This is a genomic window from Arthrobacter sp. BG5 (assembly GCF_056680155.1).
Genome location: NZ_CM155268.1, coordinates 3,523,182 through 3,545,165 on the forward strand (window position 1 = coordinate 3,523,182; position 21,984 = coordinate 3,545,165).

Below are 21,984 nucleotides of genomic sequence, written 5' to 3' on the forward strand. Positions count from 1 at the left end.
CACCCCGAAATTGTCGGTGGTGTGTGGTGCCATGTTGGTATGAGAAGCGTTGCGGCTTGGAATGCGGATGGCGGTGCAGCGGCTGTGGCGGCCCTCGCCGACGCCCTGCCCGGCGCCGTGCCCGCCACCACTGCTTCGACCGGTCATGTAGCCCGGTCAAGCGCGACTATCCCACCTTTATTGTCGGTGCCCGCATCTAGGCTGTGGGTATGAAAAGCGGGGTGGCTTTGAGTGCAGAGATCGGTGCGGCGGCGGCCGTCGCGGCGTCTTCTGCCGCGCTGGCTTCCCTGCTCGAGGGCGTCGGTACCGGTGATTCGGCTGATCCGTTGCGTGAGGTGGCGGACGCGTGCCTGGACGGGTTGGCGGAGGTGGCCCGGGCTGAGTCCCGGCTCGCGGCGGTGAAAGGTTTGCTGACCGCCGGGTATGTGCGCTCTTCCGAGGCCCTGGCGGGGCCGGCGGCGAACCTGCGGGACGCCACGGTCCAGGAGAGGTCAACGGTCGCGGAAATCGCCTGCGTCCTCACGGTCAGCGAACGCAGCGCCGGGGCACTGATCTCCAATTCCCTGGCCCTGACGGAGACGCTGCCGCTGACCCTGACGGCGCTCCAGGCCGGTGAGCTGTCGTGGCAGCACGCCCGGATCATGGTCGATGAGGCCGCGAACCTGGACCCGGCCGGCGCCGCCGCGCTGGAAGCGCATTTCCTGGACCCGGACGCACCGAACCCTGCCCGGGGTTGCCCGGCCGGGGAGCTCGTGCCGGGCCGGTTCCGGGCGAAAGCGCGCACCTGGCGCGAGCGCCACCACCGGGTCAGCATCGAAGCCCGGCACGTGAAGAGCGCGGCGGACCGGCGGGTCGAGTTCTGCCCGGACCGGGACGGCATGGCCTGGTTGCACGCGTACCTGCCCGCGCACACGGCTGCGGGGATCTGGGAACGGGCCACGACGGCGGCCCGGGCGCTGCAGGGCCCGGCCGAGGCCCGGACCCTGACCCAGCTCCGCGCCGACGTCGCCGCGGGCCTGCTCCTGACCAACAACCTCCCCGCCACCGGCACCAACACGAGCCCCGGCGGGGACGGCACCGGTGCGGCAACCAACTTGGGCGCCGGCACCAGTGACGACGCCACCGGCCGCGCCACCGGTATGGGTGTTGGCTTGTCCGGGTGTGTGCCGGTGCCGCGGGCGCAGGTCCTCGTCACCGTCCCGGTCCTGTCCCTGCTGGGCGTGACCGAGGAGCCGGCGGTGCTGGACGGGTACGGTCCGATCCCGCCCTCGATGGCCCGCCGCCTGGTCGCCGAGGGGGCCGGGTCGTTCTACCGGGTCCTGACCGACCCGCGCGACGGGGCGCCGTTGGAAATCGGCCGGACCAGCTACCGGCTCCCCAAAACGATGCGGCAATGGCTCCGGCTGCGGGACGGGAAGTGCCCGTTCCCGGGCTGCAACAACCCGTCACTGGACAACGACGCGGACCACCTCCTGGCCTGGGCCGACGGCGGAACCACCGGGATCACCAACCTGGGCCAGCCCTGCCGAAAACACCACGGCCTCAAACACACCACCGCATGGACCCCCACCCCCGCCACCACCACCAGCCCGCCCGGATGGGTCTCCCCGACAGGCCGCACCTACGCCAGCGAACAACAAGACTGGGAACCACCCCACTGGCCCAACAACTTCCCCCTCACAGACAACACCCCGCTCCCGGGCAACACCACGACCCCAGCTGAGCTGAACCAAGCCATGCCCCCGGACGCCGGCGGCTACCCCGACCCGGACCTGCCCCCGGACCCGTTCCCGGACGCCGGCGGTCATCCCGACCCGGACCTGCCCCCGGACCCGTTCCCGGACTGGTACCACTTCACCGCCCGGGACGAACCACTGGACGACCACCCAGACGATCAAGCCTGGCCGGACATGCCCCCGGATCTGTTCCCGGGCTGGAACTTGGTCGCGGCAGGGTGCCGCTCACCCGAGACCCTTCTGCTCCAGGGTGCCTAATAGGCCAATAGGCTTCCCGGAGTGCGTCACCGGGCATGACTTCGGCAGACATACGATGGCGGACCGGGTTGAGACCGGACCCTCTGCTCCAGGCAAGACTGCCTATCGCACCATGCGGGCGTCGACGAGCATTGGTGCGCCGGGATCGGTCTGCTCCGTTCCATCAAACTCGAACCCGTTGCGGCGATAGAAAGCCACCGCTCGCGGATTGTCCTTTGCGACCCACAGCATGGCTGGACCATCACCCGCCGTCGCGTCAAGTAACGCCTGACCTACTCCGGTGCCGTAGAACTCTGCCGCCACGTAGAGATGCTGAACAATTGACGGTCGCGCGGGGGCGCATGGCCTTCCGGGCCGACGCTGGGGCCCATGAAGGCGAAGCCGATGATCCGTCCGCTGCTCTCCGCGATTGTGATGTCCCATTCCTCGCGTGGACTCCGCAGGACGTGGTTCCACATCTGATGACGTCCCTGGATGTGTTCATCGGTGAAGAACGCCTCGGGAAGCAACTGGGAGTACGCCTCCCGCCAGGTGGCCACATGCAGTTCGGCGATCTCTGCCGCGTCGAGAAGCGCGGGCTCGCGCAAGGTGAAGGACATGACGACATCCTGCCAGAATCCCCGCATCCGGGAATTTTCTTGGCGGTCCGCGTAAGAAAAGACCCTCCGCGGGACACTTAGTCTTCAGGAAGAAGATCAGAAAGAAGTCATCCGATGTCCGGGGGAGCACCATGTTGGCGGCTAAAGAGCAAGCGTTTATTGACCTGCACACTCAGCACTCCGCGCAGGTATACCGCTATATTGCCTATCGGATAGCCGACCGGCACCGCGCCGAGGAACTGGCCGCCGACGTTTTCAGGATCGCGTGGGAAAAGCAGCTCTCGGAACCACCCGGCATTGGCTGGCTGTTAGCGACGGCCCGGAACGTTATCGGCAATGAATACAAAGGCCGACGGCGCCGCCAGGAACTGCTCGACCGGCTCCAGGATGAGGCCCGCAGCCAAGTCCCCGGTCCGGACACCGAAGAGCGCTCGGCAGTGGCGGATGTCCTGGTCCAACTCAGGGAGCGGGACCGCGAAGTCCTCATGCTCAGCTACTGGGATGAACTCCCCACGGCTGAATTGGCCCAGGTGCTCGGATGTTCCACTTCTGCCGCCGCGGTCCGCCTCCACCGGGCGCGGCGGGCATTCGCGAAAGCCGCCCCCTCCCATCTCATGAACGAACGCAAGGACTAGCCATGGACCGCATCGAACAGCTCATGAAGAATGCCAAGCCACGGGTCGGTGCGCCGGGTGCAGCCACCGAAAGCGACTCCGTCCGCTCGATCGTTTCGTCCATGGATCCGAACGTTGTCCACCTTGCGGAGCGCACGCCGGCAGGGCGAACACCGGCACGACGCAAAACCTTCCGGGCTGCGGCGGCGACGGTGATGGCCGCTGCGGCCGTCGTTGCCGCAGTGGTTATCGGCGGGAACCTGATGCCGCAATCGGCGCCCGGCCCTGCCCAGACCGGCTTCCCGACGACTACCGCCTCCACCAGCCACTCACCGGGTCCTGCCAGCTCCTCACCAAGCCCCGCCAGCCCCGCCGTGCCCTCGTCCACCGCCGCTCCCGCTCCAACGAATGCCGGTGCGTTGAGCACCGGCGGCGTCGCGTGCACTCTGTCCAACATCGACCAGCAGCGCAATGACCAGACGCGTGCCATCAAGGCGATACCCGCCGCCGAGCGGGCTTATTACACAGTGCTGGGCTGCGCTGACGGCTGGCTCGCCTACTCCATTTCCGATAATGGCGTCCGGGCGCTCCAGCTCGACGGCGGCAACGCGTGGTACAAGATTGCCAAGCTGCAAAACGGCCGTTTCCTCTGTGATGTCCGGCAAGAGTGGGCCTATGTCTTCAACTGGGAGTTCCAGGCGACGAACAATCAGGGACTCACTGCGCAGCAGGCCATGGACAAGGAATTCGCGGCCAAGGGGATTCCGGTCAAACTGCGGCCAAAGCTGGTAGGCGAGGGCCCGGCAGCCGGGTAGCTACGGCGCCGGCGGCCATTAGGGTGGACTACATGAACCTCACGCCGGTCACTCTCTGCTTCCTGCTCCGTGACGCGGCGGGCGGCACCGAGGTGCTGCTGGGTCTGAAGCGGACCGGCTTCGGCATCGGCAAGATCGTCGGCATCGGCGGCCACGTGGAGCCGGGGGAGAGCGACGCGGAAGCCGTCGTCCGCGAGGTGTGGGAAGAAGTCGGCCTGGAGGTGCGTGAGGAGGACCTGGCCCACGCCGGCGTCGTCGAATTCATCTTCCCCGCCCGGCCCGAGTGGAACATGTCCTGCCGCCTCTTTACCGCCCGGCAATGGCGCGGCGAAGCAACTGAGAGCCGGGAAATCACGCCCGAGTGGTTCAGCGTCGAAGCGCTACCGCTGCACCGTATGTGGCAGGACGCGGAGCACTGGCTTCCGCCCGCCCTGGCCGGCGAGACGATCGACGTCGTTGTTGTCCTCAACGAGGACAACGAGACGGTGGCGTCCATCCGCTATCCCTCCACCCAGGGCTGACCTTGGCCCAGGGCTGAGCCGGCGTTCCCGCCGAATATTTTCCGCGACTCGAAACCTCGATGCGGCGAATGCCGCGGCTTGGCCGGTAGCCTAGGCTTCGAGCATTGCGCAGCGGCGGTCCAGGCACTTCCTTCGCTAACCGGCAAGCGGCACACGGACCACATTGGGAGCAGGGCATGGACTCAAGCAAGCACGATTTTCCGGGCGGGGAGCCCTACGACGATGAACAGCCGGCCGGACCCGGCACGCGCCGGCGTTGGCCGCTGGCGGCTGCTGTCGTTATCGTCGCCCTGGCGGCCGTCGCCGGGGGTGTTGCCGTGGCCGGCAACTTCCGGTCCGCAGACCCTGCACCCGCAGCGGCCTCGACGGCGGCACTGCCTGCGCCGACCGAGTCCGCTACCGTGACCACGGCCCCGTCGTCCACCGTTGCGGCATTGGAATCCGCGACACCATCGGCCTCCGCAACCTCCTCGACCTCCGCTTCGGCCACCCCCGCACCTTCGCCCGGGGCCTGGCGGACCTTCACCAGCACCGATTCGAAGGTCAGCTTCGAGTACCCGGCCAGTTGGCGTGTTTCCCCCGCCGCCGGTGCCTCCGCTTCCGGCGGGGTCAATGTTGACGTTGCGAACGAATCCGCCGTGGTAGTGGCGTCGTTGCGCTTCGGGCCGTCAGGTGGGATGGGCGGCGCGTGCCAGGGCGCGGTTCCCTACACAGTGCTTGATTCGGCCGAAGTGAATCTCCCGTACCAGCCCTCAAAGGGCTCCGTCACGCCCAGGTTCGCCTTCCGTGCCCTCCAGGAAGCGGACCACGTCACCGCGTCCTACGGACTGACAAGTACCCTGGCCGGCCAGGGTGGCGTCACCTGCATGTTCTACAACGTGGTGAACGGTCCGGCCGATCCGCCGCTGTATTCCTTCGCCGATGCTTTCCTGGTCCGCGTGGGTGACTCGGAGGACGACCCTACGCGCAAGGGAGCCAAGACGTTCGCCTCCATGGACGCGGCCCGCGCCTACATGCAGACCCCGGAGTACCTGAATGCCAAGCGGATGATCACCTCGCTGAAGATCAACGAAGGCTGACACCGGCAATAAGAAAGCGTGGGCCGGCCACCTCCAGGAGGTGGCCGGCCCACGCTTTTACTGCCGTGAAGGGCTTACGGAACGTGCCGTTCCTCCACACCGTTGTATTCGCTCAGCGGGCGGATCAGCGAGTTCGAGTCCAGCTGCTCCATGATGTGCGCGGTCCAGCCCGTGATCCGGCTGGCCACGAACAGGGGAGTGAAGGTGGGGGTGTCGAAGCCCATCAGGTGGTACGTGGGTCCGGCCGGGTAGTCAAGGTTCGGCTTGATGGCCTTCGCCTCGTCCATCGCCGCCTCGAGTCCGTTGTAGAGTCCCAGCAGCTCCGGACGGCCGTAGTGCGCAATCATCTTGTCCAGGGCGGCCTTCATGGTCGGAACCCGGGAGTCGCCGTGCTTGTACACACGGTGGCCGAAGCCCATGACCTTCTTCTTGTGCGCCAGGGCGTCTTCCATCCAGGCCTTCGCCCGGACCGCCGCCTCCTCGAGCGACTCCTCCTGCCGGATGCCGATCTCGTCGAAGGTGTGCATCACGGCCTCGTTCGCGCCGCCGTGCAGCGGGCCCTTCAAGGCGCCGATCGCGCCGGTCACGGCCGAGTGCAGGTCCGAGAGCGTTGAGGTGATCACGCGCGCCGTGAAGGTCGAGGCGTTGAACGAGTGCTCGGCGTACAGGATCATCGAGACGTTGAAGGCCTCAACGACTTCCGGAACCTGCTCCTCGCCGAAGGCCATCCAGAGGAAGTTCGCCGAATAGCCCAGATCCTCCCGCGGCTCCACGAGCTCCTGGCCGTGGCGGCGGCGCTGGTCGTAAGCCACCACCGCCGGCATCGCCGCGAACAGGTCCACGGCCTTGGCCATGTTGGCTTCGCGGGAGGAATCCTCGGCAAGCGGGTGCCGGGCACCCATCACCGAAGCCGCCGTCCGGCAGACATCCATCGGGTGCGAGGTCACGGGCAGTGCGTCGATGACCTGCTTGACCACCGGGTCCAGGGCGCGGCCGGCGCGTTCGGCGCTGGTGAACTCCGCCAGCTGCTCTTCCGTGGGCAGCTCACCGTTCCAGAGCAGGTAGGCCACTTCCTCGAAGCTGCACTTGGCGGCCAGCTCCTGGACGGGGTAGCCGCGGTACAGCAGGGAATTGGTGTCCGGGTTGACCTTGGACACCGCGGTGTAGTCCACCACAACGCCGGCAAGGCCCTTTTTGATCTCATTTTCAGCCATGCTGAAACTCCTTTGTTCCTAACGCCTGTTGACCGGCCGGGGCCGGCAGTCCGGTGGGGTGTCAGACACCCGGGATCTGGAAGTTGAAGACCCCGGTGTCAAAGCGGTTGTAGGCCTCGTAGTCGACGAGGTCGTAGAGACGCGCACGGGTCAGCATGCTCGAAACCTGGGCCTCCTGGGTGCCGTCGGATTTGATCGATTCCAGAGTACGCTCAGCAGCGCCCATGGCACTACGCAGCAGCGTCACCGGGTAGATGATCATGTTGACCCCGACGCCGGCCAGCTCGTCCACCGTGAACAGCGCGCTCTTGCCGAACTCGGTCATGTTGGCCAGGATCGGCACGTCGACGGCGTCGCGGATCGCCTGGAATTCGGACAGGTCCTTCATGGCCTCCGGGAAGATCGCGTCCGCGCCAGCCTCCACGAGGGCCTTCGCCCGCTGCTGCGCCGCCTCAAGGCCGTCCGTGGCCCGGATGTCGGTGCGGGCCATGATCAGGAAGTTGGGGTCCCGGCGTGCGTCGGCCGCGGCCCGGATCCGCTTGGTGGCGGTCTCCAGGTCCACGACGTTCTTGCCGTCGAGGTGGCCGCAGCGCTTCGGGTTGAACTGGTCCTCGATGTGCAGGCCGGCCAGGCCGGCGTTCTCGAGCTCCTGCACGGTGCGCGCCACGTTCATGGGCTCGCCGAAGCCGGTGTCGGCGTCGACGATCGAGGGCAGGTCCGTCATCCGGGCGATCTGCCCGGCCCGGGTGGCCACCTCAGTGAGCGTGGTCAGCCCGATGTCCGGCAGGCCGAGGTCATTGGCGAGGACGGCGCCGGAGATGTACACCCCGGCGAATCCCTTTTCCTCGATCAGCCGGGCCGAGAGCGGGTTAAACGCACCCGGGAACTGCGCGATGGTTCCGGAGGCAAGCAGCTCCCGGAACCGGATCCGCTTCTGCTCCGGCGTGGTCTTCGAATACAGCATTAGAAGAGTCCCTTCGGTGCGGCTGCCAGGTCGATCACGCCGTCGGCTGCCTTGATGTTCAGCTGGTCCAGCTCGCCGGCAGCCAGCTCGGGAAGCCGTGCGGCGGCGTCGAGGAAGCGCTCGATCTCGTCCTCGGCCACGAGCCCGGCGGCGAGGGTGCGGAACTTGTTGACGTACTGTTCGCGCGCGAACGGCCGGGCGCCCAGCGGGTGGGCATCGGCGACGGCGATCTGGTCGGTGATGACGGTGCCGTCCTTGAGGGTAATCTCCACTGAGCCGCCGAAGGCCTTCTCCGCGATGTCCAGCGAGTGGTAGCGGCGGGTCCATTCCGGGTCCTCGACCGTGGTCACCTTGTGCCACAGCTCCACGGTATCGGGCCGGCCTGCGCGCTCCGGGGCGTAGGAATCGACGTGGTGCCAGGCGCCGTCCTGCAGGGCCACCGTGAAGATGTACGGGATGGAGTGGTCCAGGGTTTCCCGGCTGGCCGTGGGGCTGTACTTCTGCGGATCGTTGGCGCCGGAGCCGATCACGTAGTGCGTGTGGTGGCTGGTCTTGATCAGCACGGATTCGACGTTGGCGGGGTCGGTGACCTCGGGGTGCTCGCCGTGCAGCTTGCGGGCCAGGTCAATCCACGCCTGTGCCTGGTACTCGGCGGAGTGTTCCTTGGTGTAGGTGTCCAGGATGGCGCGCTTGGCTTCGCCGTCCTCGGGCAGCGGCACCGTGTAGTTGGCGTCGGGGCCGTCGAGCATCCAGGCGATGACGCCGTCTTCGCCCTCGTAGATCGGCACCGGGGAGGTTTGGCCGCGCATGGCCCGGTCGGCGGATTCGACGGCCATCTTGCCGGCGAAGGCGGGGGCGTGGGCCTTCCAGGTGGAGATTTCGCCCTTGCGGGACTGGCGGGTGGCGGTGGTGGTGTGCAGCGCCTGGCCGACGGACTGGAAGATGGTCTCGACGTCGAGGCCCAGCAGGGTGCCGATGCCGGCGGCGGCGGAGGGGCCCAGGTGCGCCACGTGGTCGATCTTGTGCTTGTGCAGGCAGATGGCCTTGACCAGGTTGACCTGGATCTCATAGCCGGTCGCGATGCCGCGGATCAGATCCTTGCCGCTGGAGCCGACGTGCTGGGCGACGGCGAGGATCGGCGGGATGTTGTCGCCCGGGTGGGAGTAGTCCGCGGCGAGGAAGGTGTCGTGGTAGTCGAGTTCGCGGACGGCGACGCCGTTGGCCCAGGCCGCCCACTCCGGTGCGACCCGCTCCTCAATGCCGAAGACCTTCGAACCCTTGCCACCGGTGCTGGGCCCGTGGGTGAGCGCCTGCGCGCGGGCCGCGACGATGGGGGCGCGGTTCAGCGAGGCGATGGCCACCGAGGCGTTGTCGATGACGCGGTTGATCACCATGTCGGTGACCTCGGCGGAGACGGCGACCGGATCGGCGGCCACCTTGGCGATTTTGTAGGCGAGCTGGTCCTCGCGGGCCAGGTTTTCCTCGCTCTTGTAAACGCGGACGTGGTGTTCCTTAACCATGGTGCTCCTTTTAGTGAGGTACGTGGGTTGCTTTGACGTGGGAAAGACTTCGGTGAAGATGCAGCGTGGTGGCGGCCTCGGCCAGCCGCGGATTGCCGGCGGCGATCGCCTCGGCGATGGCGGCGTGCTCGGCGGCCGCGGCGGTGAGGCGCTCGGCGTCGTCGGCTGCCAGCCGGCGCACCCGCACCAGATGCACGCGCAGGCTGCGCATCGCCTGGGCCAGGTAGGAGTTGGAGATCGCGGCGTCAATGGCCGAGTCCAGCCGGCCGACCAGGCTGTAGTAGTCGTGCCGGGCAGGGTCGGCGCCGTTAATCAGCTCGGGCGCGCGCAGGAGTTCCCGCCGCAGCTGCTCGAACGTCGCGGCGTCGCCGCGCTCGGCGGCCAACGCGGCGGCCTTGCCTTCAAGGGTTTCGCGCAGTTCGAACAGTTCGTCGATGTCCTCGAGTGAGATGTCGGTGACGACGACGCCGCGGCCGCCGGCCGTTGTCGTCAGCCCCTCCGCGGTGAGCCGGCTGAGCGCCTCCCGGAGCGGGGTGCGTGAGATGCCCAGGCGTTCGGACTGCTCGACTTCGGCGAGCACCGTACCGGGCAGCAGGCGCCATTCGATGATGTCCTCGCGCAGGGCCGCATAGGCCTTGTCGCTGGCGCGCATCGTGACTCCTTCGTTCGCTGACCTCATCAGTGTATACACAATTGGTGCTGCACCCCAGCATATTGGGCAGAAAGGGCAAATTCCACCGTCCGCTGTATACACAGCCCTTGTGATGGGACACGCTGCGGGCTACCATGAGCTGCATCACAATGTCGTGGACGGGATTACTTCATGGTCACCAAGAGCTACCGGGACAGCTACGAACGCAGCGTTGAGCAGCCGGAGGACTTCTGGCTTGAGGCGGCCGGGAAGGTCGCCTGGAGCACCCCGCCCGGCCGAGCCCTCGACTCCAGCCGTGCGCCACTGTACGGCTGGTTTCCGGACGGCGTGCTGAACACCTGCTACAACGCCCTGGACCGTCATGTGGCGGAAGGCCGCGGCGACCAAGACGCCCTGATCTACGACTCCGCCATGCTGGGCACGCAGCAGCGCTTCAGCTATGCCGAGCTCACCGACCTCGTCGCCCGCTTCGCCGGGGTCCTCCGCAGCAAGGGTGTGGGCAAGGGCGACCGCGTGGTGATCTACATGCCCATGATCCCGGAGGCCGCCATCGCCATGCTGGCCACGGCCCGGCTGGGCGCAATCCATTCGGTGGTGTTCGGTGGCTTCGCGCCCAAGGAACTTGCTGCCCGGATCCGGGACGCCGCGCCCGCCGCGGTGGTCACCGCGTCCGGCGGTATCGAACCCTCCCGCCGGATCGAGTACCTGCCCGCCGTCGCCGAGGCGCTGGAGCTGGCAGGCGCGCCGGAGACACCCGTGCTGGTCAAGGCGCGGGACGGCTTCACGGCGTCTGCGGCCGGCCACGGCTGGCTGGACTGGGACACGGCGATGGCGTCCGCTGCGCCGGCCGAGCCGGTGGACGTCAAGGCCACGGACCCGCTTTACATCCTCTACACCTCGGGAACCACCGGGGCGCCCAAGGGCGTGGTGCGGGACAACGGCGGCCACGCCGTCGCCCTGCGCTGGACGCTGGAGAACATCTACGACGTCGGCCCCGGCGACGTTATGTGGACCGCCTCCGACGTCGGTTGGGTGGTGGGGCACTCCTACATCGTGTACGGCCCGCTGCTGGCCGGAGCCACCACCGTGATCTATGAGGGCAAGCCGGTCGGCACCCCGGACGCGGGAGCCTTCTGGCGGGTCATCCAGGACCACAAGGTCAACGTGCTGTTCACTGCGCCGACGGCGCTGCGGGCCATCCGGAAGGCCGATCCCGAAGCCGAGCTGCTCGAACAGTACGACATCTCCAGCCTCCGCACCCTGTTTGCGGCCGGCGAACGGCTGGACACGGACACCTTCCACTGGGCCTCCCGGATCCTGAACGTCCCGGTGGTGGACCACTGGTGGCAGACCGAGACCGGTTGGGCCATCTGCGCCAACCCGCGCGGCCTGGACGGGCTGCCGATCAAGGCCGGATCGCCGAGTGTGCCGATGCCCGGCTTCAAGCTGCGGATCCTGGACGGCGCGGGCGACGAGGTGGAGCCCGGCACCGAGGGCAACATCGTCCTGGACCTGCCGCTGCCGCCGGGGACCCTGGCCACGCTCTGGCGCAACGACGAGCGCTACATCTCCTCCTACCTGCAGGCCTTCGAGGGCAGCTACGCCACCGGCGACTCCGGCTACCGGGACGAGGACGGCTACCTCTTTGTGATGGGCCGCACCGACGACATCATCAACGTCGCCGGCCACCGGCTCTCCACCGGCGCCATGGAGCAGGTGATCGGCCAGCACCCGGCCGTCGCCGAATGCGCCGTGATCGGACTCGCGGACCCGCTCAAGGGCCAGCGCCCCAGCGGCTACGTGGTCCTCAAATCCGGGGTGGACGTGCCGGAGGAGATCCTGGTCAAGGACCTGATCGCCCTGGTCCGGCGGGACATTGGCGCCGTGGCGGATTTCAAGCACGTCATGGTCGTGGACGCCCTGCCCAAAACCCGGTCCGGCAAGATCCTGCGCAAGACCATGCGCCAGATCGCGGACGGCGACGACTACGTGGTGCCGTCCACAATCGAGGACGCCGGGGTGATCGACCAGCTGGTGGGCGTACTCCGCCCCGGTACAGCGGGGGAGCGGCAGGTCTAGGACCCTGCCCGGCCCCAGCGGTATTCGTTTTCCGGCCGGCCCGGCGCGCCGTAGCGGGCGGTGCGGATCACCGTGCCGGCGTCGGCCAGGTACTCCAGATAGCGCCGCGCCGTCACCCGGGACATGCCCAGCGCCTCCATCACCTCGCTGGCCGACACCGCCCCGGTCTGCAGCTTCATGAAGTCCTGCACCGAGTCCAGGGTGGCGGTGGACAGGCCCTTGGGCAGCGGCAGTTCGGAGGGTGCCCGCAGGCTGGCGAAAGCCTGGTCCACATCGCTCTGCGACGCGCCGGCTCCGGTGCCGCCCGGCCCGGGGGAGGCCAGCTGCTCACGGAACTGCCGGTAGCTGCGCAGTTTGTCCGCGAACGTCGCGTAGGTGAACGGTTTGATCAGGTACTGCACGACGCCGGTGGCCACGGCGCTGCGGACAATGTTCAGTTCGCGAACGGCCGTGATGGCGATGATGTCGGCATAAAGACCGGCGGCCCGCATCCGGCGGGCGATGTCCAGCCCGTGCAGGTCCGGCAGGTTCATGTCCAGCAGCACCAGTTCCACCGGCTGGCCCGCGGCGGACAGCTCCGTCATCAGGCGCAGGGCGGACTGCCCGTCCGGGGCGGACCCGGCCAGGGTGAAGCCGTCCAGCCGCCCGATGTACGCGGCGTGGGCCGCGGCCGCGATCGGCTCGTCCTCGACGACGAGTACGCGGATGTCGCTCATTGCTGTTCCTCTGCTGTCCGGGCGGGTTTTACCCGGGGGGCTTCTGTGGGGTCTTCCGGGGTGCCTGCCGGCGCGCTTGTCGCTGCCACCGGAACCGCCGGCAGGGTGACCCGGAACAGTGCCCCGGCCGGGCTGGTGATTGTCATGCTACCGCCCAGGCGCTGCACTGCCTGGCGGACCAGCGCCAGCCCGAGTCCGCGCCCGAAGCGCCCTGCCGCCTTGGTGCTGAAGCCGTGCCGGAACACGTCTTCCACCGCATCGGGATCGATGCCAGGGCCGCTGTCCTCCACTGAGATCACCAGGGCTCCGCCCTCCGCGGCGACGGAGAGCTCCACCAGCCGGGGCGGCGGCGCGTCGGCCGCGGCGTCGATCGCGTTGTCCAGCAAGTTCCCGAGGATAGTAACAAGGTCCTGGACGGCCAGCCCGGTGACGGCCGTGGAGCCGTCCGCCGTGAGGATGAGTTCGACGCCGCGTTCGTGCGCTTCGGCCGCCTTGCCCATGACCAGGGCGCCGAGCACCGGCTCCTCAAGCGAGCTGACCAGGTCGTCAGTGAGCCGCTGGCTCAGCTCCAGGTCCTTGGTGGCGAAGTCCAGCGCCTCGGCGCTGCGGCCCAGCTCCATCAGGGACACCATCGTGTGCAGCCGGTTGGCGTGCTCATGGGTCTGGGCCCGAAGCGCGTCGGAGAGCGTCCGCATGGTTTCCAGCTCACTGCCCAGTGACTCGATCTCGGTCCGGTCCCGGATGGTGGCCACGGTGCCGTAGACCGCGCCGGATGGCGCCGGCCGCTGGCGGCCCGCGGCGGAGCGGGGACCCACGGCGGGGCCCTGGTTCACCACCAGCACCCGCGCGCCCGTCAGGTGGATCTCGTCCTGGGCGGTCCGGCCGGATTCAAACAGCTCCTTCAGGCTGGGGGCCAGCGGCAGGTCCGCCAGCGACGGCGACTCAGCGCCCCGGCCGCCGGAGGAACCGCCGTCGACAGTGCGGGGCGGTACCCCCAGCAGCGCCGCCGCCTGGTCGTTGTACATCACCACCTTGCCGCGCGGGTCAATGAGGATCACGCCCTCGCGGACCGAGTGGAGCACCGACTCGTAGTAGGCGAACAGCTGCGCCAGCTGCTCCGGACCCCAGCCGCGGGTCACCCGGCGAAGATAGCGCCCCAGCAGCCACGAAGCCGCCGAGCCGGCCACCAGCAGCGCCACAGCGATCGCCAGCAGGGCGGGCAGTCGGCCCGAAAACGCCACATCCACCGTCCCCACCGTTACGCCGGCCGCCACCAGCGCCCGGACCTTGCCGTCCGCGTCCTTCACCGGCGCGATCGTGCGCACCGACGGGCCGAGGGTGCCGGCCATGATCTCGGTGAAGACCTCGCCTTTCAGGGCGGCGTCGATCGAGCCGATGTACGGCTTGCCCAGCTCCTCGTCGCGGGGATGGGTCCACCGGGTCCGGTCCAGCGCCATGATCGTGATGAAGTCCGCCCGGGCATCCCGCATCACCTTTTGGGCGTAGGGCTGCAGCTGCGCGGAGGGATCAGCGGCGCTCGCGGCCTGCAGGACCAGCGGGTTGTCCGCGACGGCGGTCGCGATCCCGGCCATCCGCCGGCCGGCCTCCTCGTAGGCGTGGTCGCGGGCGTCCACGAAGGTGGCCGTGCCAACGATCGCCGTCAGGGCCAGCATGAACAGCAGATGGGACACAAACAGCCTGCGGGCGATGCTCCAGTGATGGATCAACTGCACCTTCCATGACCAATATGAACGCAACGGTGATGCGCGTCACTTCATACCCAAAGATGGAGGAACACGCAGAACGGACGTGATGCGCACCCCAAGCCGCATCGAAGTCCAGCCTATCCAAGGAGAACACCATGGCCTCTCAAAGAGGAGAGTCAGCGGCACAAGCCGCGGCGCCGGTCAAGAAGCGCAAGGGGCTGGACAAGTCCCACTACCTGTACATGGCCGTTATTATCGCTGTTGTTCTCGGGGCCCTCGTCGGGTTGATCTTCCCCGAGTTCGGCAAGTCCCTCAAGCCGCTGGGCGACGGCTTCATCAAGCTCATCAAGATGTTGATCGCCCCCGTCATTTTCTGCACCATCGTGCTGGGCATCGGCTCCATCGCCAAGGCGGCCACGGTCGGCAAGGTCGGCGGCCTGGCCCTGGGCTACTTCATCGTTATGTCGACCTTCGCCCTGGCCATCGGCCTCGTTGTCGGCAACCTGATCCACCCGGGTGAGGGCCTCAAGATCGCCCCCTACGATCCGAACAAGAAGGCCGCGACGGACAGCACCGTTGACTTCCTGCTTGGCATTATTCCGGGTGACCTCCCCGTGCTGCCCACACTCTTTGCGGCCATCCTCATTGGTTTCGCGCTGCAGAAGATGGGCCCGCAGGGCACCCCGATCCTGAAGGCCATCGGCCACGGCCAGGTCCTCGTGTTCCGCCTGCTCATCATGATCATGTGGCTCGCCCCGGTCGGCGCCTTCGGTGCGATCGCCGCCGTCGTCGGCGCCACCGGCGTCCAGGCCATCATCAGCATGGCCACCCTGATGGTCGCCTTCTACATCACCTGCGCCGTGTTCATCGTCGTGATCCTGGGCGGGGTGCTCAAGGTGGTCACCGGCGTGAACATCTTCCGCCTGATGAAGTACCTCGGCCGCGAATATCTGCTGATCTTCTCCACCTCCTCCTCGGAGTCGGCCCTGCCCCGCCTGATCGCGAAAATGGAACACCTCGGCGTGTCCAAGCCCGTCGTCGGCGTCACCGTCCCCACCGGGTACTCCTTCAACCTCGACGGCACGGCCATCTACCTGACCATGGCCTCCCTGTTCGTCGCCAACGCCATGGGCACTCCGCTGGACCTGGGCGCGCAGGTCTCACTGCTGATCTTCATGATCATCGCCTCCAAGGGCGCCGCCGGTGTCACCGGCGCCGGCCTCGCCACCCTGGCTGCGGGCCTGCAGGCCCACCGCCCGGAACTGCTCGGCGGCGTAGGCATGATCGTCGGCATCGACCGCTTCATGTCCGAGGCCCGCGCGCTGACCAACTTCACCGGCAACGCCGTGGCGACGGTCTTGATCGGCACCTGGGTCAAGGAAATCGACGGCGGACAGGTTGAGCGTGTCCTCTCCGGCGCCGAGCCCTTCGACGAGCAGACGATGATGGCCGGCCACGCCGGTCACGAGGCCGCCGTTGAACCGGCTGTCCAGACCGGCCAGCCGGTGCCCGCCAACGCCTGAGCACCACCCCGAAGGACCTGAAACCGCCCGGACGCGCACCCCCGCGTCCGGGCGGTTTTGTGTGTTCCGAAACCCCGCCGCCGAAGCAACCCTCGACCTCTACCAGAGGGTAAAGGCGCGCGGAACGAGGGTTGTCAAGGTCCGTCGAATACCGTGTCGGGGGCTGTAACCTTGGGAGGAACGACGATCCGCGACTGGCGGGCCGCCAGCAGGATTAAGCAGTCAGCAGCAAGCCGGCAGTACCAGGCAGCGACACCGAGCCAGCCGGATCAAGCACTAAATCACCGTCATCGAAAGTGTGGATAGATACGTGAGCAGCGAACAGGGGTCAGCCACTCTGGAAGGCACCGAACTCGACCTGGACGACGCCATCATGGGCCCCACCGGGCGCCCCCAACGCGACTTCCCGGAGCCCGCGCCGCTGTCATCCCACGGCCCGGCCCGGGTCATCGCCATGGTCAACCAGAAGGGCGGCGTGGGCAAGACCACGTCCACCATCAACCTGGCCGCCGCCCTGGCCGAATACGGCCGCCGCGTGCTGCTGGTCGACTTCGACCCGCAGGGCGCGCTCTCCGCCGGCCTGGGCACCAACCCGCATGAACTCGACCTCACGGTCTACAACGTCCTGATGGACCGCAAGGTCGACATCCGCGACGCCATCCAGAAGACCGGCGTCGAGAACGTGGACCTGCTCCCGGCCAACATCGACCTCTCCGCCGCGGAAGTCCAGCTGGTGAACGAAGTGGCCCGGGAACAGGTCCTGGACCGTGCCCTGAAAAAGGTCGAGGACGACTACGACGTCGTCCTGATCGACTGCCAGCCTTCGCTCGGCCTGCTCACGGTCAACGCACTGACCGCAGCCCACGGCGTGATCATCCCGCTGATCTGTGAATTCTTCGCCCTCCGCGCGGTCGCGCTCCTGGTCGAGACGATTGACAAGGTCCAGGACCGGCTCAACCCGCGCCTGCAGGTCGACGGCGTGCTCGCCACGATGTACGACGCCCGCACCCTGCACGGCCGCGAGGTCATCGCCCGGCTGGTGGAGGCCTTCGGCGACAAAGTCTTCGAGACCGTCATCAAGCGCTCCATCAAGTTCGCTGACGCCACCGTGGCGGCCGAACCCATTACCAGCTACGCCGGCAACCACGCCGGCGCCGACGCCTACCGCCGCCTGGCCAAAGAGCTGATTTCGCGCGGCGGCGCGCCCTAGCCAGGGCTGTGACCGCTACAGCGACCCCGAAGGCGGAAGTGTCGCCGCCCGGGAAAAAGCCCGGTTTCGAGGTCCGGCTGGCCAACTTCACCGGACCTTTCGACCTGCTGCTGGGCCTGATCTCCAAGCACCAGCTGGACATCACCGAGGTGGCCCTGGCCACGGTCACCGACGAGTTCATCAAGTACATCAAGGGTCTGCAGCGGCTGGGGGAGGACTGGGCGCTCGACGAGGCCAGCGAGTTCCTGGTGATTGCCGCCACCCTGCTGGACCTCAAAGCGGCGCGGCTGCTGCCCGCCGGCGAGGTCGAGGACGACGAAGACATCGCACTGCTCGAGGCCCGCGACCTGCTCTTCGCCCGGCTGCTGCAATACAAGGCCTTCAAGCAGGTGGCCGGACTCATCGGCTCGACGCTCGAACTGGAAGGCCGGCGCTACCCTCGGCAGGTCGCGCTGGAAAGCCACTTCGCGGCACTGCTGCCGGAACTGGTCTGGAAACACACCCCGCAACAGTTCGCGGCCCTGGCCGAAGCGGCCCTTACACCCAAGGCAGCGGCCCCCACTGAGGTAGGCCTGGCGCATCTGCACGGGACGCCGGTGAGTGTGAAGGAACAGGCGGAAATCATCGGCCACCGGCTCCGGATGGGTAAAGCGCTCACCTTCCGGGCCCTGATCGCCGACGCCGAGTCAACCCTTGTGGTGGTGGCCCGGTTCCTGGCCCTGCTGGAAATGTTCCGGGACAAGGCGGTGGCCTTCGACCAGTTGCTGCCCTTGGGCGAGCTGTCCGTGCACTGGACCGCCGACGGCACGGACTGGAGCAGCGAGAATCTCAGTGAAGAATACGAGGAGCAGCCGTGACCAACCAACTGCCTGGGACCGGGCCTGAGACCGGGCCTGACGCCGCGCCTGAGACCGCGCTTGACACCGCGCCTGACACCGGGCCGGATGTCGCCAACCTGCCCGGCGGCGCCCGCGCCGCCCTCGAAGCCGTGCTGATGGTGATCGACGAACCGGCGACGGCCACGGAGCTGGCCAGCGGCCTGAACCTGACCGTCGACGTCGTCGAGCGCCTGCTCGGGGAACTGCAACGGGAGTACAACGGCTATACTGTTAATGCCCCGGATGCGGACGACGCCGGCAGTACACCTGAAAATACTGCTTTCAGTGCCGCCCCCCGGGGTTTTGAATTGCGGAATATCGCCGGAGGCTGGCGGATCTATTCCCGCGCTGAGTTCGCCGACGTCGTAGGCGGATTCGTGCTGGAAGGACAGACAGCCAGGCTGACGCAGGCGGCGCTCGAAACGCTCGCCGTCATCGCCTACCGCCAGCCTGTATCAAGGGCGCGGGTGTCTGCAATTCGAGGGGTCAATGTTGACTCTGTCGTGCGGACGCTGACCCAGCGCGGACTGATCGAGGATTCGGGACACGATCCCGAATCCGGGGCCATCCTGTACCGCACGACGTCGTATTTCCTTGAACGCATGGGAATCGGCTCGGTGGCTGAGTTGCCTCAGCTTTCACCCCATCTTCCAGGGCTTGAAGGCATAGCAGAGTTTTACGACGCAGGAAGAATGTAGGCAGGAATGCTGCCTGCGTAACGAGTATCCACCAGGGCAGAACCATTTGCCCGGCGGGTGGGGGACTGCCGTGGGGCAGCCGCCACAGGCCAACAAACGAAGGACGGGTCATGACACAGGCGGGACGCCAGGGTTCACCACGTAACGGTTCGGGACGCACCAGCGCCGGACACCAATCAGCACGCACCCAGGGTGCGGGCGGCGCCGGCCGGGGCCAGCGCGACTTCAGCAAGGGCGGCGGCGACCGCCCGTTCAAGCGGCCCAAGCCGCGCGAAGAAGCATTCGTCGATCCGGACCTCAACCCGGGAACCGCCGACGGCGCGGCCCCGGACCAGGGTGACCGGAAGGGCGCCAAGCCGGCCGCACGCAAACCGGCGGCCCGCAAGCCCGGCGCCGGCAAGGTTCCCGGCACGCCGGGCGCACTCAAGCCCAAACCGCGCATCGGCGCCGGCGCGGCCAAGGCCACCGGCTCCCGCGCCTTCGGCAGCGAACGCTTCGGGCAAAACCTTGGCCCGGTCCGCAAGCCCGCCCGCAAGCGCGGCCCGCGCGCCGAGGTGCCGCAGTCTGAGCTGCACGACGCCGACGGCATCCGGCTGCAGAAGGTCATGGCCTCCGCCGGCGTCGCCTCGCGGCGCGTCTGCGAGGAAATGATCGCCGAAGGCCGCGTCGAGGTCGACGGCCAGGTCGTCACGGAGCTCGGCGTGCGCGTCGACCCCAAGACCTCGGTGATCCACGTGGACGGCCTGCGCATCCAGCTGGACGAGAACATGGTCTACATGGTGTTCAACAAGCCCAAGGGTGTCGTCTCCACCATGGAGGACCCGGACGGCCGCCCGTGCATCAGCGACTTTGTCCGCAACCACCACGGCGAACGCCTCTTCCACGTCGGCCGGCTCGACGTCGCCACCGAGGGTCTGCTGCTGCTGACCAACGATGGCGAACTCGCCAACCGGCTGACGCACCCCTCCTACGAGGTTCCCAAGACCTACCTCGTCCAGGTCCGCGGGCCGTTCCCGCAGGGCGTCGGTGCGCAGCTCAAGGCCGGCGTCGAACTCGAAGACGGTATCGCCTCGGTCGACTCTTTCAAGCTCGTCGACTCGACCCCGGGCCACGTGCTGATCGAGGTCGTGCTGCACTCGGGCAAGAACCGCATCGTGCGGCGCCTCTTCGACGCCGTCGGCTTCCCGGTGCTGCGCCTGGTCCGTGTCAAGGTCGGCCCCATCGGCCTGGGCGACCAGCGCCAGGGCAGCATCCGCAACCTCGGCAAGCAGGAAGTCGGCCACCTGCTGGCATCCGTGGGGCTGTAAGGCATGTCCGCATTTCGCACCCACGGCCGCGGCCACCTCAACGGGCCGGTCGTGGTCGTGGGCACCGGGCTGCTGGGCACCAGCATCGGTCTGGGACTCCGGGGCCGCGGCGTCGCCGTGTTCCTCTCCGACCCCTCGCCCACCAACCAGGCCGTTGCCGTCGACATCGGCGCGGGCCTGCCTTTGGCGCGCCTGGACGGCGAAACGCCGGAACTCGTGGTGGTCGCCGCGCCGCCGGATGTCACGGCCGACGTCGTCGCCCGGGCCCTCGAGGACTACCCGCAGGCCGTGGTGGTGGACATCGCCAGCGTCAAGGCGTCCATCCTGGCGGAGCTGCGCACGCGCGGCGCCGACCTGGGCCGCTACGTGGGCACCCATCCGATGGCGGGCCGGGAGAAATCCGGCCCGGTCGCCGCCCGCGGTGAGCTGTTTACCTCGATGCCGTGGGTGCTCTGCCCCTCGCCGGAAACCCGGCCCGAGGCCCTGCAGGCGGCACGGTCGCTGGCCGGAGACCTGGGCGCCGTCGTCTCCGAATTCGGGGCCGAGGAACACGATGAAGCCGTGGCGCTGGTCTCCCATCTGCCGCAGGTCATGTCCTCCCTGGTGGCCAGCCGGCTGCAGGGAACGCCGCTGCACGCCCTGTCGCTGGCCGGCAACGGACTGCGGGACGTGACCAGGATCGCCGCGAGTGACCCCACGCTCTGGGTGCAGATCCTGGGCGCCAACGCGGCCAAGGTCGTCGAGATCCTCTACGGCGTCCGGGATGACCTTAACCGGCTGATCGGGACCCTCGAGGACCCGACGGCGCCGGGCGCCCGGCTGGACCTCGCGCAGCTGATCAGCGAAGGCAACGCCGGCCAGTCCCGGATTCCGGGCAAGCACGGCGGCCCGCCGCAGGCCTACTCCTGGCTGACCGTCCTGGTGGATGACACGCCCGGACAGATCGCCAAGCTCCTGACGGAGATCGGCGAGATCGGCGTTAACCTCGAGGACCTCCGCCTGGACCACTCTTCAGGACAGAATGTCGGCATGGTGGAAATTTCCGTGCTGCCCAACAAACATGAACTGCTCATCGAAGCCCTCAACGACCGTGGATGGCGGGTACTCCAGTAATGACCCAGGAACTTATTGAAACGGTGGACGTCGTCCGCCCCGGCAAGAGCCTTGTCGTCGCAATCGACGGCCCCTCCGGCTCCGGCAAATCCAGCGTCAGCAAAGAGGTGGCACGCCGGCTCAGGCTGGCCTACCTCGACACCGGCGCCATGTACCGGGCCCTGACCTGGTTCTGCCTTGACAGCGGAATGGACCTCGCCGACGGCGAGGCCATCGAAGCCGCTGCCGAGGCCCTCCAACTGGAGATCAGCACCAGCCCGCAGGAAGAGTACGTCCGGGTGGCGGGCGCCGACATCACCGAGGCCATCCGTGAACCGGCCATCTCCGCGGCGGTCAGCGCCGTTGCCACCACCCTCGGCGCCCGGACCGAGCTGATCCGCCGGCAACGCGAACTGATCGAAAAGCACCACCGCCGCATGGTGGTGGAGGGACGCGACATCACCACCGTCGTCGCGCCGTCCGCCGAGGTCCGCATGCTGCTCACCGCCAGCGAGGAGGCCCGGCTTCGCCGCCGCGGCATCCAGCTCGGCGGCAGCCAGAACGCCGAACAGCTCGCGGCGCAGGTCACGGCGCGGGACGCCAAGGACTCCACCGTGGTGAACTTCACCCAAGCCGCCGACGGCGTGGTCACCCTGGACTCCTCGGACCTGGACTTCGCCCAAACCGTCGACGCGGCCCTCGGGATCGTGCACCGGGTCATCAGCCACACGGCCATCAACCCCCCGGCCATCGACCGTGACTGAGGCCGCAGCCGGGGCGCAGCTTCCCGGCCGCTGGTACCT

The 21,984-nt window shown here is 67.9% G+C and carries 21 protein-coding genes; 13 read left to right on the forward strand and 8 right to left on the reverse strand.

The features are described 5' to 3' along the window. Window positions 1–209: 209 nt before the first annotated feature. Window positions 210–1,994, forward strand: coding sequence for an HNH endonuclease signature motif containing protein (locus tag AC1MBE_RS16130; RefSeq protein ID WP_479779630.1), 1,785 nt, complete (start codon window positions 210–212; stop codon window positions 1,992–1,994). Window positions 1,995–2,096: 102 nt separating this feature from the next. Here AC1MBE_RS16130 and AC1MBE_RS16135 read toward each other — a convergent pair whose 3' ends face one another. Further along, a complete protein-coding gene (locus tag AC1MBE_RS16135) occupies window positions 2,097–2,297 on the reverse strand; it encodes a GNAT family N-acetyltransferase (RefSeq protein ID WP_479779632.1) in 201 nt (66 codons plus the stop codon). Then, entirely contained in the window at window positions 2,267–2,593 is a 327-nt protein-coding gene (locus tag AC1MBE_RS16140) for a GNAT family N-acetyltransferase (protein WP_479779634.1), read from the reverse strand. Before AC1MBE_RS16140 ends, AC1MBE_RS16135 begins: the two co-directional genes overlap by 31 nt. Before the next feature lie 131 nt (window positions 2,594–2,724). Here AC1MBE_RS16140 and AC1MBE_RS16145 point away from each other — a divergent pair, with 131 nt between their 5' ends. The 4 genes from AC1MBE_RS16145 to AC1MBE_RS16160 all read left to right on the forward strand — a co-directional run bounded on the left by AC1MBE_RS16145 (window position 2,725) and on the right by AC1MBE_RS16160 (window position 5,622). Continuing rightward, entirely contained in the window at window positions 2,725–3,228 is a 504-nt protein-coding gene (locus tag AC1MBE_RS16145) for an RNA polymerase sigma factor (RefSeq protein WP_479779636.1), read from the forward strand. A gap of 2 nt (window positions 3,229–3,230) precedes the next feature. Beyond that, complete coding sequence (locus AC1MBE_RS16150) at window positions 3,231–4,022, forward strand: hypothetical protein (protein ID WP_479779638.1); 792 nt, start codon at window positions 3,231–3,233, stop codon at window positions 4,020–4,022. 32 nt (window positions 4,023–4,054) lie between these two features. Beyond that, window positions 4,055–4,543, forward strand: coding sequence for an 8-oxo-dGTP diphosphatase (locus tag AC1MBE_RS16155; RefSeq protein ID WP_479779640.1), 489 nt, complete (start codon window positions 4,055–4,057; stop codon window positions 4,541–4,543). A 176-nt stretch (window positions 4,544–4,719) separates the two neighbouring features. After that, window positions 4,720–5,622: a hypothetical protein gene (locus AC1MBE_RS16160; RefSeq protein WP_479779642.1), complete on the forward strand. Its 903-nt coding sequence runs from the start codon at window positions 4,720–4,722 to the stop codon at window positions 5,620–5,622. Window positions 5,623–5,696: 74 nt separating this feature from the next. On the opposite strand, the gene AC1MBE_RS16165 is transcribed toward AC1MBE_RS16160, so the two are convergent. The 4 genes from AC1MBE_RS16165 to AC1MBE_RS16180 form a co-directional block, all read right to left on the reverse strand. Continuing rightward, a complete protein-coding gene (locus tag AC1MBE_RS16165; RefSeq protein WP_479779644.1) occupies window positions 5,697–6,836 on the reverse strand; it encodes a bifunctional 2-methylcitrate synthase/citrate synthase in 1,140 nt (379 codons plus the stop codon). A 61-nt stretch (window positions 6,837–6,897) separates the two neighbouring features. Beyond that, window positions 6,898–7,800 (reverse strand): methylisocitrate lyase, encoded by a 903-nt coding sequence (prpB, locus tag AC1MBE_RS16170; RefSeq protein WP_479779646.1) that lies wholly within the window; start codon window positions 7,798–7,800, stop codon window positions 6,898–6,900. Then, the gene (locus AC1MBE_RS16175) at window positions 7,800–9,320 is read right to left on the reverse strand and encodes an MmgE/PrpD family protein (protein WP_479779647.1); all 1,521 of its coding nucleotides are present in this window, start codon (window positions 9,318–9,320) and stop codon (window positions 7,800–7,802) included. The genes prpB and AC1MBE_RS16175 overlap by 1 nt, the downstream gene beginning before the upstream one ends. A 10-nt stretch (window positions 9,321–9,330) precedes the next feature. Then, window positions 9,331–9,972 carry a GntR family transcriptional regulator gene (locus AC1MBE_RS16180; RefSeq protein WP_479779649.1) on the reverse strand — a complete coding sequence of 214 codons (642 nt, stop codon included), beginning with the start codon at window positions 9,970–9,972 and terminating at the stop codon, window positions 9,331–9,333. Window positions 9,973–10,143: 171 nt separating this feature from the next. Between AC1MBE_RS16180 and AC1MBE_RS16185 the strand changes: the two genes are divergently transcribed. After that, complete coding sequence (locus AC1MBE_RS16185) at window positions 10,144–12,051, forward strand: propionyl-CoA synthetase (protein ID WP_479779651.1); 1,908 nt, start codon at window positions 10,144–10,146, stop codon at window positions 12,049–12,051. Here AC1MBE_RS16185 and AC1MBE_RS16190 read toward each other — a convergent pair. Both AC1MBE_RS16190 and AC1MBE_RS16195 read right to left on the reverse strand, forming a co-directional pair. Continuing rightward, window positions 12,048–12,767 (reverse strand): response regulator, encoded by a 720-nt coding sequence (locus tag AC1MBE_RS16190; protein WP_479779653.1) that lies wholly within the window; start codon window positions 12,765–12,767, stop codon window positions 12,048–12,050. The genes AC1MBE_RS16185 and AC1MBE_RS16190 overlap by 4 nt on opposite strands. After that, a complete protein-coding gene (locus AC1MBE_RS16195) occupies window positions 12,764–14,494 on the reverse strand; it encodes a sensor histidine kinase (RefSeq protein ID WP_479779655.1) in 1,731 nt (576 codons plus the stop codon). The genes AC1MBE_RS16190 and AC1MBE_RS16195 overlap by 4 nt, the downstream gene beginning before the upstream one ends. A 134-nt stretch (window positions 14,495–14,628) precedes the next feature. Between AC1MBE_RS16195 and AC1MBE_RS16200 the strand changes: the two genes are divergently transcribed. From AC1MBE_RS16200 to cmk, 7 genes are all read left to right on the forward strand, one after another. After that, complete coding sequence (locus AC1MBE_RS16200) at window positions 14,629–15,996, forward strand: cation:dicarboxylate symporter family transporter (protein ID WP_479779657.1); 1,368 nt, start codon at window positions 14,629–14,631, stop codon at window positions 15,994–15,996. 310 nt (window positions 15,997–16,306) lie between these two features. Then, complete coding sequence (locus tag AC1MBE_RS16205) at window positions 16,307–17,206, forward strand: ParA family protein (RefSeq protein WP_346959099.1); 900 nt, start codon at window positions 16,307–16,309, stop codon at window positions 17,204–17,206. A gap of 8 nt (window positions 17,207–17,214) precedes the next feature. Continuing rightward, window positions 17,215–18,063: a segregation and condensation protein A gene (locus AC1MBE_RS16210; RefSeq protein ID WP_479779659.1), complete on the forward strand. Its 849-nt coding sequence runs from the start codon at window positions 17,215–17,217 to the stop codon at window positions 18,061–18,063. A gap of 137 nt (window positions 18,064–18,200) precedes the next feature. Then, complete coding sequence (gene scpB / locus AC1MBE_RS16215; RefSeq protein ID WP_479782670.1) at window positions 18,201–18,782, forward strand: SMC-Scp complex subunit ScpB; 582 nt, start codon at window positions 18,201–18,203, stop codon at window positions 18,780–18,782. Window positions 18,783–18,892: 110 nt separating this feature from the next. Further along, window positions 18,893–20,089, forward strand: coding sequence for a pseudouridine synthase (locus AC1MBE_RS16220; protein WP_479779661.1), 1,197 nt, complete (start codon window positions 18,893–18,895; stop codon window positions 20,087–20,089). A 3-nt stretch (window positions 20,090–20,092) separates the two neighbouring features. After that, window positions 20,093–21,202, forward strand: a complete 1,110-nt coding sequence (locus AC1MBE_RS16225; RefSeq protein ID WP_479779663.1) for a prephenate dehydrogenase — start codon at window positions 20,093–20,095, stop codon at window positions 21,200–21,202. Next, complete coding sequence (cmk, locus tag AC1MBE_RS16230; protein ID WP_479779665.1) at window positions 21,202–21,945, forward strand: (d)CMP kinase; 744 nt, start codon at window positions 21,202–21,204, stop codon at window positions 21,943–21,945. The genes AC1MBE_RS16225 and cmk overlap by 1 nt, the downstream gene beginning before the upstream one ends. The last annotated feature ends 39 nt before the right edge of the window (window positions 21,946–21,984 follow it).